Genomic DNA, 15,656 nt, shown 5'->3' with positions numbered 1-15,656 from the left:
CGCTCTTGTGGAGCCGATGGTGAAAGCACGCTTCGCCGCAACCCTTGCCACACGCCTTGCCACACTCTTTGCCGCGCTGGGCATCACGGCATGCGCCACGGACCCGGCCGTCGAGCCGCCGCAGACGCTGGTCGGAGAGATCCAGATCCGGGGCAATGACCCGTTCCCGACGATCATGCTGGAAACGGACGAATTGGACTTTTGGGAACTGCGCGGCATGACAATCCCTCAGGCCCGCACGCTGGCCGGCAAACGGGTATCGGCACGCGGCAAGATCCTGGTCGCGCCCGGACCCGACGTATGGCTTCCCGCGTTCCGCGTGGACAAGGTGCCCGAGCCGGTCAGTCCATAACCGCGTTCCACATCGAAAAAGGGAGGCCTGACAAGGCCTCCCTTCTTGCTTACGCTGGAACTGCGGCCGGACTTCAGTCGAAACCGAGTTCCTGGAGCTTCCGCGTAATCGTATTTCGGCCAATTCCGAGTCGGGTGGCCGCTTCCACACGGCGTCCGCGCGTGACACCGAGCGCGGCTTCCAGCACGGCCTTCTCGAACCGGCGCGTCAGGGCATCCATGACTTCCGGCTGGCCTGACTCCAGCATCGACTTCGCCTCGCCGGCCAGCAGGCTTTCCCAGCTCTGCGTGACAGCCGGTGCGGCGTAAGCCGGCGCCATCGTCGACGACGTCGCCACCATCGGCGGACGCGTTGCCACCAGGGTGTCGCCATCGCCGCCCGGGGCGCCCATGCTGTAATCGGACGATTCCAGCGCTTCGTAGTCACCGGCAGGACGCATCTCGGCCGCCAGCGGACGCGACGCCGACGGGCTTTCGCCATGCCCCGCATCGATCATCTCGCGGGGCAGATCCTTGACCTCGATGGTCTGCGCCGGCGCCATCACGGTCAGCCAGTTGCACAGGTTTTCAAGCTGGCGCACGTTGCCCGGGAACGGCAGCGTGCTGACATAGGTCAACGCCTCGTCCGACATGCGCTTGGGCTCGACGCCCAGTTCCTTGGCGCTCTTCTGCAGGAAGTGGCGCGCCAGCAGCGTGATGTCCTCGGGCCGCTCGCGCAGCGGCGGCAGCCGCAGCCGGATGACGTTCAGCCGGTGAAACAAGTCCTCGCGGAACAGCCCTTCCTTGACCCGCGTTTCCAGGTTCTGGTGGGTGGCGGCGATGACCCGCACGTTGGCGCGCAGCGGATTGTGCCCGCCCACGCGATAGAAATTGCCGTCCGACAGCACGCGCAGCAGCCGCGTCTGCAGATCGAATGGCATATCGCCGATTTCATCAAGGAACAGCGTACCGCCTTCGGCCTGCTCGAAGCGGCCGCGGCGCATGGTCTGCGCGCCCGTGAACGCGCCGCGCTCATGGCCGAACAGTTCCGATTCCAGCAGGTCTTTCGGAATCGCCGCCGTGTTCAGCGCGATGAACGGGCCGTTGGCGCGCGGGCTGTGCTTGTGCAAGGCACGCGCCACCAGTTCCTTGCCGGTACCGGACTCGCCGGTAATCATCACGGTCACGTTCGATTGCGACAGCCGGCCGATGGCGCGGAACACGTCCTGCATGGCCGGCGCCTGGCCCAGGATCTCGGGCGCATCGACTAGCCGATCGTCCATTTCCTCCTCGCGCAGGCTTTCCTCCAGCGCGCGGCGGATCAGTTCGACAGCCTTGTCGACATCGAACGGCTTGGCCAGGTACTCGAACGCACCGCCCTGGAAGGCGGCCACGGCGCTGTCCAGGTCCGAGTACGCGGTCATCACGATGACCGGCAGCCCGGGGTGCCGCGCCTTGATCGCCTGCAGCAGGTCCAGCCCCGACCCGCCAGGCATGCGGATATCGGAAATCAGGACTTGCGGCTCGTCCTCTTCCAACGCCGCGAGCACGTCGCGCACATTGGTAAAACTGCGGGAGAGCAGGCTTTCACGGGCAAGGGCCTTTTCCAGGACCCAGCGGATTGATTGATCGTCGTCGACTATCCAGATCGGCTTCATGTGCGTCGCTTGTCTGCTCGGTGTCATGTGGTCTCCCGTACGGCCCACTGGATCGCCGCGCCGGACGCGTCAATATATCGATCGACGGTCAGTGCAGTGGCAGCAGGATACGGAAGTCGGTACAGCCCGGCCGGCTCTCGCATTCGATCAAGCCCTCGTGCTGCTGCACGAAGGTTTGAGCGAGTGTGAGACCGAGACCGCTACCGCCATCCCTTCCCGACACCAGCGGATAGAAGATGCGTTCGCGAATGTCCTCGGGGATGCCCGGGCCGTTATCTATCACATGCAAGTCCAATGCCAGCTTGTACAAACGCTTGGCAATCGTGACCTGGCGGGCCACCCGGGTCCGCAACACGATCTGCGCATCGCCCCGCGCGATGCGCTCGTGCAGCGCCTGCGCCGCGTTGTGGACGATGTTCAGCACGGCCTGGATCAGCTGCTCCATGTCGCCGCGCAGTTCCGGCAGGCTGGCATCGTAATCCCGCACGATATCGAGCCCGTTCGGGAATTCGGCCAGTACCACCGAGCGCACGCGCTCCAGCACCTCGTGGATATTGAGTTCGGAGACGATGTGCGGATGGCGGTGAGGCTCCAGCAGGCGGTCCACCAGCGTCTGCAGGCGGTCCGACTCCTTGATGATGACCTGCGTGTACTCGCGCAGCGCACGCTCGGGCAGCTCGAATTCCAGCAACTGCGCTGCCCCGCGGATGCCGCCCAGTGGGTTCTTGATCTCGTGCGCCAGGTTGCGGATCAGCTCCTTGTTGGCTGACGTCAGGTCGATCAGGCGCTCCTCGCGGTCGCTGCGCACCTTCTGCTCGTTCAGCAGAACCTCGACCAGGGCGGTGCTCGAAAAGCCTTCGATGCCGCCCACCACCACATGGGCGTGCAGCGGCTCCTGCAGGGGCGGCCGCAGCACCAGGTCCTGCCGGCGCACATCCACCTGCCGGGCCATGACCGATTCGATCATCGTGTCGAGCTCTTCCGACGCCCCGAACAGGTCGGGCAGCGTCAGTTCCACCATGGCCTTGCGCGACATGGCGAAACTGGCCTCGGCAGCCGGATTGGCGTAGACCACCTTCAGCCCGGGCTGGCGCACCAGCAGCACGGGGTTAGCCACCACATCGAGGCCGGGATGCAATGCGAAATCGCCCAATGGCAGGATATCGGCATCGCGCGCTTCCAGGGCATCCGGGTCGGCAGCGTCCGGCTTGCGGTCCGCTCCGGTGACCTTGCGCGAAACTCCGCGAATCAGGCGACGCATCGGTTTCAATCCTTCAAATTCGACAATTCCCGCCGAAGCGATGACACATTGGCTTCACTGCGAGTCACGTCATCGCGCAGCCTTGCCGTGCGATCCAGATACTTTTGATAATTACGTTCGCCGCCCTGGCGCTCGGGTTCGCCGTTGTTGTACTCGGCGCGCAGCCCGGCCAGCCTGGCTTCCTCGGATTGCAGTTCCTGCTCCAGCACCGCGCGGCGCTCGCCGTCGCGGGTCTTCTGCGTCGCGCTGTCCACGCGCGGGAACGCCGCCGGCGACGCTACCGCCGGCTTGCCACCCGAACTGACCCCGCCGCCACTGCGCGAGCCAGGCACCGTCGTCACGTCGGGCAGGTTGAGCTTCTTGCAGTCCTTGCCGCCGGCCGTGCCATTGCGGTACTCGGGCACCCCATTGGGGCCCTTGCACATGTACACGTCCGATGACTGCGCCGCGGCCGGCGCGGCCCAGACGGCCAGCGCCACGGCGGCCATCGTCACCAGAATGGGGAAACCCACACGCATTTGGTGCGGCAGCGCGCTGCCGGCCATGCTGAAAATCTTGTTCGGAATGGCGTTCATGAACATCGACATGAAGGTTGGGAAAAGAGCCCCATTCTAGCGAGCAACGTCGCCGCAAAACAAAAAGGGACAGCCGAAGCCGCCCCTTCCTGGTGCAACTGTTGCCCGGTCACAACCTGGCAACCCACTATTCGCTTTACAGCGAGTAGTACATGTCGAACTCGATCGGGTGAGTCGTCATGCGGAAACGCGTGACTTCTTCCATCTTCAGTTCGATGTAGGCATCGATCATCGAGTTCGAGAACACACCGCCGCGCGTCAGGAACTCGCGGTCGTTGTCCAGGTACTCCAGCGACTGGTCGAGGCTCGAGCAGACGGTCGGGATCTTTGCGTCTTCTTCCGGCGGCAGGTCGTACAGGTTCTTGTCCGCAGCTTCGCCCGGGTGGATCTTGTTCATCACGCCGTCCAGGCCGGCCATCAGCAGCGCCGAGAAGCCCAGGTACGGGTTCATCAGCGGATCCGGGAAACGCGTTTCGATACGGCGACCCTTCGGGTTCGCAACGTACGGAATACGGATCGAGGCCGAACGGTTGCGGGCCGAGTAGGCCAGCTTCACCGGGGCTTCAAAGCCCGGCACCAGGCGCTTGTACGAGTTCGTGCCCGGGTTGGTGATGGCGTTCAGGGCGCGGGCGTGCTTGATGATGCCGCCGATGTAGTACAGCGCGAATTCCGACAGGCCGGCGTAGCCGTTGCCTGCGAACAGGTTCTGGCCATCCTTCCACACGGACTGGTGAACGTGCATGCCCGAACCGTTGTCGCCCACGACCGGCTTCGGCATGAACGTGGCGGTCTTGCCATAGGTGTGCGCCACGTTCTGGATCACGTACTTCTGCAGCTGCGTCCAGTCGGCGCGTTGCACCAGCGTGCTGAAGCGCGTGCCGATTTCGTTCTGGCCCTGGCCAGCCACTTCGTGGTGGTGCACTTCAACGGGGATGCCCAGCGATTCCAGAATCAGGCACATTTCCGAACGCATGTCCTGGAACGTGTCGATCGGGGCAACCGGGAAGTAGCCGCCCTTCTTGCCCGGACGGTGACCGCTGTTGCCGTGCTCGAATTCCTTGCCCGACGACCACGGTGCTTCTTCCGAATGGATCTTCACCGAGCAGCCCTGCATGTCGATGTTCCAGGTCACGCCGTCGAAAATGAAGAACTCGGGTTCCGGACCGAAGAAGGCGGTGTCGCCCAGGCCGGTGCTCTTCAGGTAGGCTTCGGCGCGCTTGGCGATCGAGCGCGGGTCGCGGTCGTAGCCCTTGCCATCCGACGGTTCGATCACGTCGCAGGTCAGGACCAGGGTCGGTTCTTCATAGAACGGGTCGATGTAGGCGGTACCCGAATCCGGCATCAGCAGCATGTCCGAGGCTTCGATACCCTTCCAGCCCGCGATGGACGAACCGTCAAAGGCGTGGCCGCTCTCGAACTTGTCCTCGTCGAAGTGCGACGTCGGCACCGACACGTGCTGTTCCTTGCCCTTGGTATCCGTGAAGCGGAAATCGACGAACTTGACGTCGTTTTCCTTCACGAGCTTCATCACATCTGCAACGCTCTGCGCCATGCCTATCTCCTGGAAATTCGAGGCTGTGTCTGAGAAAGCCATTGTTGGTGCGACCTCCGGACCTGCCGATCTGGCCGCCCCAAAAGGGACGAGGGATGTTAGCAGAAAGCGTGCCAACGCCTGTCCCCAGCGGGGCGCCAATCGCACAGACTTCCCGAAAAACGTGCATCTGCCTGTCAGACCGCACCGCGACGGGGGGTGCAGATTGCATGCAATCCTGGCTGCCGGCCTGAGCCCGCCACGCTTTACCGCCGCGGATCGCCAGACTCGACACTCATGAAACACCATTCTGGTGCATCATTCAAGTTGCAGCACCGTTTGAGTGCCAAACAAGGGAAAACGCACCAGTTCGGCACCAAAACAGCGCATCGGGATTGCCACCATTTTTCGGGCCGCTCGCAACGGCCGGGCGCTAGAATAGCGCCGATTCGGGCTGACTCCCAGTAAAGATTGGGCTTTCTTGCCATCGCACTGCCAAGCTGCCCGATCGCGCCCGTTTTGACCGCTTTCTTATTGACTCCGTCACACAGAATGACTACCCGAGACACCCTCCTCCAGGCCGCCCAGGCACGCCAGCAACAGGGCCAGTTTGCCTATTACGGCGCCCTTTCCCCGCAGGAAGCCTACGCGCTGCTGCAGGCCGACCCGAAGGCCGTGCTGGTCGACGTGCGCACGCAGGCCGAACTGGACTGGGTGGGCGGCGTGGCGCTGCCCGACGAACAGTTCGCGCATGTCGAATGGTCGACCTACCCGGGCGGCACCCAGAACCCGAATTTCGTGGCCGAGCTGAAGGCTCGCGTGCCGCAGGACGCCCCGGTGCTGTTCCTGTGCCGCAGCGCCGCGCGATCCAAGCATGCGGCGCGCGTGGCTACCGAGGCCGGTTACACGCTGGCCATGGACGTGCTGGAAGGCTTCGAGGGTGCGCGCGACGACGATCACCACCGCAAGACCGTGGAAGGCTGGTGCTTCCGCGGCTTGCCGTGGCACGGCGCCTGAGTTCGATACCTCGGTACGGCCGCTGAGTACGGCCCGCAAACAAAAAAGCGCATCACCACCGTGATGCGCTTTTTTTTTGCCCTGCGTCGCCCCGCCCTACTGCTCGACGATCTCGAATCCCATCGCGCGGACGCCTTCGAGCAGCATCGCGTAGGCTGGCGCCACCAGGTCGGCCGCCCCCTTCACGCCCAGGTCGATATGGCGGCGCGCCAGGCGGTCGCCACGGGTGACATCGCCCACCGACGGCAGGCTGAAGACGCGGATGCCCGGGAACGTGGCTTCCACCTGCTCCATCAGCGGCGTCAGCGTCGACTCCGGCGCCTCGAAGACGTAGAACGCCCGCGACTGCTCCGCGTCCAGATGGAACAGGTGCGTGTAGTCGTGGTCGAGCACCCACTCCATCATCGGCCACGCCATCACCGGGAAACCGGGCATGAAATGGTGATCGGCCACCGAAAAGCCCGGAATCCGGTTGTAGCTGTTCGGAATGATGCGTGCGCCCACCGGAAACTCGCCCATCTTGAACCGGTGCTGGTTCTCGGGCGTATTCAGATCGGCCTTGACCGGATCGCCGTTGGCCGTTTCTGCGATGCGCAGCGCGATCTGCTCGCGCGCATCCGGGTGCAGTGCCAGTTCCACACCCAGCGCCGCCGCCGCGCACTGGCGCGTATGGTCGTCTGGCGTGGCGCCGATGCCGCCCGTGCAGAACACCACATCCGACCCCGCGAACGTACGCTGCAACGTGGCGGTAATACGGCCGCGTTCGTCGCCCACGTACTCGGCCCAGTCCAGCGCCAGTCCGCGCTCGCCCAGCAGTTCGATGGCGCGGCGCATGTGCTTGTCCTCGCGCCGTCCGGAAAGGATCTCGTCGCCGATGACAATCAAACCGAAACCCATGATGCCCCTCTTGGTTGAAGACTCAGGATGGAAGACTCACGACTGCCCGATCTGGCGCACGTCCGACGGCGCCAGGTCGATTACGTCGCCCGGCGGCGGCGGCGGTGCCGCAGCGGCCCGTTCGGCACGCAGGTCTGCCAGCGCCCGCAGGCAGAAATGGCCGAACCACAGCGCCGAAAAGATGAAGATCAGCACATAGAGCCATAGCGTGCCGGCCAGCACGACCGGAAACAGGAAGATGATGACAGCCGACCACACCCACAGCAAGGTGGGCGCGGAGCCCAGCAGGCCCACCACCACGCCGATGGTCAGCAGCGGGATGCGGTGGCGCTTCATGAGCGTCTTGCGCTCCTCGGCCGTGGCGTGCTCGGACAGCGCGTCGTACGTCATCACGCGGTAGGTCAGCCAGCCCCAGAGCACCGGCGGAATCAGCGCGAAAAACGGCGGAATCAGCCATAGCGGCAGCGTGACCACCACCAGCAGCAGGAAGACCACGGTATTGCCAAGCGCCTGGAACACGCTGCCGGCGATGCTGCCGCCGTGGGCCTTCTGCAGGTCCGGGTAGGCGCGCTCCAGGTGTTTCACCACGGCCGGCACCGAGAACAGGCTGATGAAGATCAGCATCGAAGCGATGACCAGCGGAATCACCAGCGTCAGCACGAACAGCGGCGCCACCACGCTGCGCAGCGACTGCAGGCCCAGCCAGTCGAGCACGGCATAGATCCAGCTCGTGAACACCGAGCCTTCCAGCAGCGTACGGGCGGTGCCCATGATCGGGTCCCAGCCCCACCAGATCAGGCCGCCCCACAGGGCCGTGGCCAGGACGAACGGGATGACGGTCAGCATCAGCATGCGCGGATGCAACTGGCTGACCACAGCGCGCCCAAACGCGCGAAGAATATCGTTCATGCAGCGATCTGCGAAAAAGAGTGTTCAGAAAAGCCACCAGAGCCTAGCACAGCCCAGGGGGCGTTCCCATCACCCCAGACGCAAAAGCCGCTTGATGCCCAGCCATTGCTGGGACAGGAAGCCGCCACCATAGTTGCGCCCGCGCCCCGTGGGCGGCGGCAGCTGGTCGCGGATGCCGGTGGGATAGTAGACGTTGGTGAAGACGGCCGTGCGGAACAGCATGTCCCACCACGGGAAGATCACGCCGTAGTTGCAGCCGCCCAGCCGCACCGGCTTGCCATCGCTGCCCGCGCGCTCGTGGCCCAGCCCGACGGCATGGTGCGTGCGATGAAAGCGCGGCGAGACCAGCAATCGCTCGCCCAGCCAGCCGAAGTGCAGCTTCAGGTTGGCGTGCTGCAGACTCTGCAGCAGTTGCGACAGCGCCACCAGCAGCACGTACTGCGACGGCTCCACGCCCACCGCCAGCGCGGCTGTGGCGAATACGGCGTCGCGCAGGATGTCGTCCAGCAGATGGTTGCGGTTGTCGCTCCACAACGTCATCTGCTGCTGGCTGTGATGCACCGCGTGCAGGCTCCACCACCAGCGGTAGGTATGCGACAGCCGGTGATACCAGTAGTCGAGCAGGTCGAACAGCAGCAGGTAGACGAAGAAGCTGACCAGCGGCACCGACGTCACGGCCGGCCACCAGTCTTCCACATTGATCCGCTGCCAGCCCAGCAGGCGCAGGTGGCCTTCCAGGCCGTCCATCAGCGGCGCCAGCAGGAAGAACATGGCCAGCCGGAACAGGCCCAGGCGGTGGATCACCGTATAGAACATGTCGGTCCGGATGGCGCGGCGATCGGTCACCGCCTCCACCGGACGCAGCTTTTCGAGCGGCCCCAGGATCAGGACCATTACGGCGATCTGCACCACGCCCACCAGCAGCCATTCGGTGCCGGTGAAGGCGTCCTCTGCATAGCCGCCATAGCCGAGGTTGTAGACCACGGGCAGGATCATGTCCTGGAAGACCGTGGCCTCGATCTGGCCGACCCAGAGATTGAGCCAGTTAGTGAAGGCGTCCCACATTACCGTTTCGACCCGGAAATTGGTTGCGCACCGGCGTCCACCGCGCCGTGCTGCGCGATCCAATTCTTGTATAGCGGATGTTCGCGCAAGGTGGCAAAACAGAATCCCTTCTGTTCCAGCCCCGTCAGCAGCGGATCGAGAACGGCGGGCGCCCACGGGTCCTTGCGCGACCAGATGCCCAGGTGGGCCATCGTAATATCGCCATCGCGCAGGTCACGCAGTGCCTTGTCCAGCAGCGCCTGGTTCGGGAATTTCTCCGACGACAGCTCGTCGCCCAGGAATCCGGCCGGGGCCCAGCCCACATGCTTGAAGCCACACTGCTCGGCCCAGGCCAGGGTCTGGGGCGCGGTCCGGCCACCCGGCGCGCGCCACAGCGGCACCATCGGCTGGCCCGTCATCGACTGGAGCGCCTGCGCACTGCGGCGCAGTTCGGTGCAGAACGACGCCTCGTCCATGACCACATCGCGGCCGCCCTGCGCGCCAAACTGCGGGCGCATCGTGACCTTGCCGCCACGCACGCCGCGCAGATACACGTGGTCGAACGTATGGGTGCCGAAGGCATGGCCGTCGGCGGCCAGCGATTTCCAGTACGGCGCCCACGTCGGATCCAGCGAATTGTCCTTGTTGACAGTCGGTTCGCTGGCCAGGAAGAACGTGGCGCGGATATGGTGGCGGCGCAGGGTGCGGGCGATCAGCTCCGCCTGGCTCATGCTGCCGGTGTCGAAAGTCAGGTACAGCGTGCCGGCGCGGCAAGCGCCAGCCGCCTGGCCCGCCCCGGCGGCCAGCGCCACGCCGGCCACGGAGGCCGCCACCGGTGCCAGCACCAGCGCGGCAATGCGCGAAATCATGCGGCGCATGTTGTCCTCAGCCTGGTTGTATCAATACAGCGGCGCGCGCGTCTTGAAATAGATGCCGTGCGGCGACTTGCCCACGCGGATCGTCTTCACCATCTTGCGGCTGGCCACGTCGATCAGGCCCACCGAGCGCGCCCAGCGGAACGTCACCCACAGCGTCTTGCCGTCGGCGGTCAGTTCCATGTCGTCGGGGCCGGGCAGCAGGCCCGTGATGTCGCCCACCTTCGACAGCGTCTGCTGGTCGATGATGCTGATCGACCCCTGTACGCGATTGGTCAGGAACAGGTGACGCTTGTCACCCACGGCGCGGAAGTTGTGCGCGCCCTTGCCGGTCTGGATCTGCTTGACCACGGTGCGCGTGCGCCAGTCGATCACGGCCACGTAGTCGGCACCCGTCATGCCCACCAGCAGGTACTTCTGGTCCGGCGTGACCCAGACGCCAGCCGGCGCCGAGCCCGCTTCCATGACCCACATCACGTTGAGCGTGGTCAGGTCGATGGCGGCGATCTGGTTGGAATCCTGCAGCGTGATAAAGGCGATCTTGCTGTCGGCCGTGAAGGCGATGTGGCTGGGCGTCTTGGCCAGCGGAAACTGCTTGGCGATCTTGAGCTGATGGCCGTCCCAGCGGTAGACGTCCACGCGGTCCAGCCGGTTGCCGGTGGCGATGAACCACTTCTGGTCGGGCGAGAAGCCCACCTGGTACGGATCGTCGATGCCCGGCACGCGCTGCTGCACCTTGCCGGTTACCGGGTCCAGGAAGACCAGGTCGTTGCCGACGGCATTGGCCACGATCAGCGACTTCTCGTCGGGCGTGGCAATCAGGTGGTGCGGCTCCTTGCCGATCGGGAACGTCTCCAGAACCTTCTGGGTGTCCTTGTCGATCAACGTGACGCTGGCGTCACCGGAGTTCAGGATCGTCACCACCTCCGCCCGGACGGGCGCGGAGACCATTGCCAAGGCCAGGGCGCCGACCGATACCACCCCAGCCACAACACGACGCAATGCAAGCATAAGACCGCCATTTCTACACGAATCGCGCATTCTAACGTTTCGCCCGACGGTTGCGATGACGAGCAGAACGGAATCTTAAGCGCAACTTACATTTGGATACATGTGAGCGGCACTTTCCATCGCTACCGTCCGCAATGCCGGGCTTTTCCGGTCAGCGCTGGATCGACTCCCAGACCTTCTGCAGCCGCTTGACCGAGATCGGCTGAGGCGTGCGCAACTCCTGCGCGAACAGCGCCACGCGCAGTTCTTCCAGCATCCATCGGAATTCGTCCAGCCGCGCGTCGGCGGCGCCCCTGCCCTGGCTGCGCAACTGCTTCTCGGCCCGCTGCCATTGCTGCACCAGCGGCGACATTTCCTGAATGCGCTGGCTGTCGCGGCCCGGATCGCCCTTGAGCTTGTCCACCCGCATCGCCATGCCCTTCAGGTAGCGGGGATAGTGGGTCAGCTGCGTGTATGGCGTATCGATCACAAACGACTTGTTCATCAGCCGTGCGAGTTGGGCCTCCATGTCCTGGAAGGCCGAACCGAACGGCTTGGCCTGCAGCAGCTTGCGGGGCAGCGACGCAAATTCGGCCAGGATCGTGCCCACCAGCCGCGCGATTTCCTGGGCCAGCAGCGACAGCCGCGCCCGGCCTTCCTCCTTGCGCGCATTGAATTCGGCCTCGTTGCGCGGCAGCGGCGCCTGCAGGCAGGCGCGCTCCAGCGCCATCAGCACGATCTGGTTACGCAACTCCTCCTGCGTGCCCAGCGCCATGTACTGCATGGCCATCTGCTGCAGGTTCGGGATGTTCTTCTCGATGAACTTGACCTGCTCGCGCAACTGCAGCGCGAACAGCCGGCGCAGGCCTGCATGGTGGATGCGCGCCGCTTCCTGGGGGTCGTCGAATACCTCCACGTCGCAATGGTCGCCGCGATCCACCAGCGCCGGGTAGCCAAACAGCGTCTGGTTGCCCTTGCGGATTTCCAGCAGCTCGGGCAATTCGCCGAACGACCACGATGTCAGGTTCTCGTACTGCCCGGCTTCGGCGGCCGGCACATCGCGCGCCGCGATGTTCTGGAACGATTGCTGCGCCTGGCCACCCAGTTCGCCACGCAATTGCGCCAAATTGCGGCCCATGTCCAGCTGGCGACCGTGCTCGTCGATCACCTTGAAGTTCATCGAATGGTGCGCCGGCAGCGTTTCCAGCTTGAAGTCGGCGCGCCGGATCATGGTGCCGGTCTGTTCGCGCACGTCCGCGATCAGCACATCGAGCAGGTCGCCCTCGCCAAACGGCTGGCGGTCAACAAACCCGGCCGCGTAATCGGGCAGCGGCACGCAATGGCGGCGCAGCTTCTGCGGCAGCGACTTCAGCAGCAGGTGCACCTTTTCCTTGATCATGCCCGGCACCAGCCAGTCGGCGCGCTCGGGCCTGACCTGGTTCAGCGCATACAGCGGCACGGTCAGCGTCACGCCGTCGCGGTGGCTGCCCGGCTCGAAGTGGTACGACAATCCCATATCGACGCCGGCCACCGGCAGGATCTTCGGAAACAGGTCGGTCGTGATGCCGGCCGCCTCGTGCCGCATCAGTTCGTCGCGGTTCAGGTACAGCAGCTTGCGGTCCTGGGCCGATTCGGCCTGGTACCACTTCTCGAAAGCCACCTGGTTGTGGATGTCCGCCGGGATGGCCTTGTCGTAGAACGCATAGATCAGCACATCGTCCACCAGCACGTCCTGCCGGCGCGACTTGTGCTCCAGGTTCTCGATCTCGCGCACCAGCCGCTGGTTGTGGGCGAAGAACGGCAGCCGCGTGTCGAATTCGCCCTCCACCAGCGCGCTGCGGATAAACAGCTCGCGCGCCTCGGCCGGGTTCATCGGCCCGAAATCCACGCGCCGGTGCTGATAGACCGGCAGGCCATACAGCGTGCCGCGCTCCAGCGCCAGCACCTGGCCGGCCTTCTTTTCCCAGTGCGGCTCGCTCCAGCTCACCTTGAGCAGGTGCCGGCCCACCTGCTCCACCCACTCGGGCTCCACCCGGGCCAGCGTGCGCGCATACAGCCGGCTGGTTTCCACCAGTTCGGCGGCGATGATCCAGCGGCCCACCTTGCGAGCGATCAGCGATCCCGGCCACAGGTGGAACTTGATGCCCCGCGCGCCCAGGTACTCGCGCCCCTTGCCGTCGGCCTCGTCGAGCTTCAGGCCCACGTTGCCCAGCAGGCCCGTCAGCAGCGCCTTATGAAGCTGCTCGAAGGTCGGCTCGGACTCGTTCAGGCGCCAGCCCTGCTCGCTGACCGTGGTGTGCAGCTGCGAATGCACATCGCGCCATTCGCGCAGGCGCACATGGGACAGGAAGTTGCTGCGGCACTGGTCCTGCAACTGGCGGTTGGTCTTCTTGTGCGCGACGGCTTCCTCGAACCATTTCCACAGCTTGACCCACCCCAGGAACTCGGACTTCTCGTCCATGAACTTGCGATGGGCCTGGTCGGCGGCTTCCTGCGCCTCCTGCGGACGCTCGCGCGGGTCCTGCACCGACAGCGCACTGGCGATGATCAGCACTTCCTTCAGGCAGTGGTGGTCGCGGGCGGCCAGGATCATCCGGGCCACACGCGGATCAAGTGGCAGTTTCGCCAGTTGGCGGCCGGTCCCGGTCAGCTGGTTGTCCTCGTCGAACGCGCCCAGTTCCTGCAGCAGCTGGTAGCCATCGGCCACGGCCCGGCCCAGCGGCGGTTCGATGAACGGGAAGGCCTCGATATCGGTCAGGCGCAGCGCCTTCATCCGCAGGATGACCGCCGCCAGCGACGAGCGCAGGATTTCCGGGTCGGTAAAGCGCGGCCGACCCTGGAAGTCGCTTTCCTCGTACAGCCGGATGCAGACGCCGTCGGCTACCCGGCCGCAACGGCCGGCACGCTGATTGGCGGCCGCCTGCGAGATCGACTCGATCTGCAGCTGCTCCACCTTGTTGCGGTACGAATAGCGCTTCACGCGCGCCAGGCCGGTATCCACCACGTAGCGGATGCCCGGCACCGTGAGCGACGTTTCGGCCACGTTGGTGGCCAGCACGATGCGGCGGGCGTTGGACGGCCGGAACACGCGCTCCTGCTCCTGCACGGACAGCCGCGCGAACAGCGGCAGGATCTCGGTATGCGGCGGATGATGCTTGCGCAGCGCCTCGGCGGCCTCGCGGATCTCGCGCTCGCCGGGCAGGAAGACCAGCACGTCGCCCGAGCCCAGCCGGCACAGTTCGTCCACGGCATCGACGATACCGTCGTACAGGTCGCGTTCCTTCGCCTTTTCCGAGCGCGGCGCGGCCGTCTGGCCCGGCGCCGGCTTGTCTTCCTGGATCGGGCGGTAGCGCACTTCCACCGGATACAGGCGGCCGCTGACCTCGATCACCGGCGCCGGCTTGCCATCGCGCGCGAAATGCTCGGCAAAGCGCTTTGCGTCGATGGTGGCCGACGTGATGATGACCTTCAGATCCGGCCGCCTGGGCAGGATCTCGCGCAGGTAGCCAATCAGGAAGTCGATATTGAGGCTGCGTTCGTGCGCCTCGTCGATGATGATCGTGTCGTACGCGCGCAGCAGCGGATCATTCTGGGTCTCGGCCAGCAGGATACCGTCGGTCATCAGCTTGACCGACGCGCCCGCCGACATGGCGTCGTTGAAACGCACCTGGTAGCCCACGTGCTCGCCCACCGGCGTGCCCAGTTCCTGCGCGATGCGCTTGGCCGTGGACGTGGCGGCAATCCGGCGCGGCTGCGTGTGGCCAATCAGGCCGCCGCCGGGCTTGCCCTCGCGGGCCGGGCCACGCCCGACCGACAGCGCGATCTTGGGCAGTTGCGTGGTCTTGCCCGAGCCGGTTTCGCCGGACACGATCACTACCTGGTTGGCCAGCAGCGCCTGCGCGATCTCGTCGCGGCGGGCCGATACCGGCAGGGCCTCGGGGAACGTGATTTCGGGCAGCGGATTGGCCAGCCGCACCGGCTGGGGCGGACGCGGCGGGCGCTGGGCGCCTTCCGGGCGAGACGGACGCGGGGCACCCTCTGGGCGCGGCGCACGGTCGCCACCTTCCGGCCGGGCGGGACGCTGGCTACCTTCAGGATGCGGCGGACGCTGGCCACCCTCAGGGCGCGTCGGACGCGGCTGGCCTTCCGGTCGCGGCGGACGCTGACCGCCTTCCGGCCGGGGCGCGGGTTGACCGCCCTCGGGGCGCGGCGGGCGCTGGCCACCCTCAGGGCGCGGCGGACGCGGCTGGCCCTCCGGTCGCGGTGGACGCTGACCGCCATCCGGCCGGGGCGCGGACTTCCCATCCTCGGGGCGCCGCGAGCGCGGCGCACCCTCCGGGCGCGGCTGCTGCGGCTGCGGGCGCGCCTGTTTTGGCGGGCGCGCACCGCCGCCTGCGTCACGCGGAGCGGGGTTCTGGCTGGCCTGGGAGGAGGTAGCTTCGGCGGGGTTGGCCGGGGCGGGCTTGGCGGGGCGTTGTGCTGACATTGGCCGGGATTATAATCCGCCGCATGAACGCCAGAACCGACTCCCCGCAGCAGGACCCCGATCCTGCCGACTCGCCCTCGCCC

General features: G+C 65.6%; 12 protein-coding genes. 2 read left to right on the top strand and 10 right to left on the bottom strand.

Annotation, left to right across the window (positions count from 1 at the left end; genetic code table 11):
- The first annotated feature begins 19 nt into the window (after positions 1-19).
- Positions 20-352 (top strand): hypothetical protein, encoded by a 333-nt coding sequence (locus tag CYJ10_RS27590; protein WP_257993565.1) that lies wholly within the window; start codon positions 20-22, stop codon positions 350-352.
- Positions 353-425: 73 nt separating this feature from the next.
- Here CYJ10_RS27590 and ntrC read toward each other — a convergent pair whose 3' ends face one another.
- The 4 genes from ntrC to CYJ10_RS27570 all read right to left on the bottom strand — a co-directional run bounded on the left by ntrC (position 426) and on the right by CYJ10_RS27570 (position 5,376).
- A complete protein-coding gene (ntrC, locus tag CYJ10_RS27585) occupies positions 426-1,988 on the bottom strand; it encodes a nitrogen regulation protein NR(I) (RefSeq protein WP_101684623.1) in 1,563 nt (520 codons plus the stop codon).
- 88 nt (positions 1,989-2,076) lie between these two features.
- A complete protein-coding gene (gene glnL, locus CYJ10_RS27580) occupies positions 2,077-3,249 on the bottom strand; it encodes a nitrogen regulation protein NR(II) (RefSeq protein WP_101684622.1) in 1,173 nt (390 codons plus the stop codon).
- Positions 3,250-3,254: 5 nt separating this feature from the next.
- Complete coding sequence (locus CYJ10_RS27575) at positions 3,255-3,830, bottom strand: DUF4124 domain-containing protein (RefSeq protein WP_374703317.1); 576 nt, start codon at positions 3,828-3,830, stop codon at positions 3,255-3,257.
- Positions 3,831-3,960: 130 nt separating this feature from the next.
- Positions 3,961-5,376: a 3-hydroxylaminophenol mutase gene (locus tag CYJ10_RS27570; RefSeq protein WP_101684621.1), complete on the bottom strand. Its 1,416-nt coding sequence runs from the start codon at positions 5,374-5,376 to the stop codon at positions 3,961-3,963.
- Between the two features lie 531 nt (positions 5,377-5,907).
- On the opposite strand from CYJ10_RS27570, the gene CYJ10_RS27565 reads away from it, so the two are divergent.
- A complete protein-coding gene (locus CYJ10_RS27565; protein ID WP_101684620.1) occupies positions 5,908-6,372 on the top strand; it encodes a rhodanese-like domain-containing protein in 465 nt (154 codons plus the stop codon).
- Positions 6,373-6,468: 96 nt separating this feature from the next.
- On the opposite strand, the gene CYJ10_RS27560 is transcribed toward CYJ10_RS27565, so the two are convergent.
- The 6 genes from CYJ10_RS27560 to hrpA all read right to left on the bottom strand — a co-directional run bounded on the left by CYJ10_RS27560 (position 6,469) and on the right by hrpA (position 15,573).
- Positions 6,469-7,269, bottom strand: a complete 801-nt coding sequence (locus tag CYJ10_RS27560; RefSeq protein WP_101684619.1) for a competence/damage-inducible protein A — start codon at positions 7,267-7,269, stop codon at positions 6,469-6,471.
- A 36-nt stretch (positions 7,270-7,305) separates the two neighbouring features.
- Positions 7,306-8,178: an EI24 domain-containing protein gene (locus CYJ10_RS27555; RefSeq protein WP_101684618.1), complete on the bottom strand. Its 873-nt coding sequence runs from the start codon at positions 8,176-8,178 to the stop codon at positions 7,306-7,308.
- Positions 8,179-8,247: 69 nt separating this feature from the next.
- Positions 8,248-9,243 carry a sterol desaturase family protein gene (locus tag CYJ10_RS27550; RefSeq protein ID WP_101684617.1) on the bottom strand — a complete coding sequence of 332 codons (996 nt, stop codon included), beginning with the start codon at positions 9,241-9,243 and terminating at the stop codon, positions 8,248-8,250.
- A complete protein-coding gene (locus CYJ10_RS27545) occupies positions 9,243-10,100 on the bottom strand; it encodes a polysaccharide deacetylase family protein (protein ID WP_101684616.1) in 858 nt (285 codons plus the stop codon). Before CYJ10_RS27545 ends, CYJ10_RS27550 begins: the two co-directional genes overlap by 1 nt.
- Before the next feature lie 21 nt (positions 10,101-10,121).
- Complete coding sequence (locus CYJ10_RS27540; RefSeq protein ID WP_066733734.1) at positions 10,122-11,108, bottom strand: YVTN family beta-propeller repeat protein; 987 nt, start codon at positions 11,106-11,108, stop codon at positions 10,122-10,124.
- 151 nt (positions 11,109-11,259) lie between these two features.
- The gene (hrpA, locus tag CYJ10_RS27535; protein WP_101684615.1) at positions 11,260-15,573 is read right to left on the bottom strand and encodes an ATP-dependent RNA helicase HrpA; all 4,314 of its coding nucleotides are present in this window, start codon (positions 15,571-15,573) and stop codon (positions 11,260-11,262) included.
- Positions 15,574-15,656: the final 83 nt, after the last annotated feature.

The organism is Cupriavidus pauculus, from assembly GCF_002858765.1.
GTDB lineage: Bacteria > Pseudomonadota > Gammaproteobacteria > Burkholderiales > Burkholderiaceae > Cupriavidus > Cupriavidus pauculus_B.
This window is presented reverse-complemented; position numbering and strand designations above follow the sequence as displayed.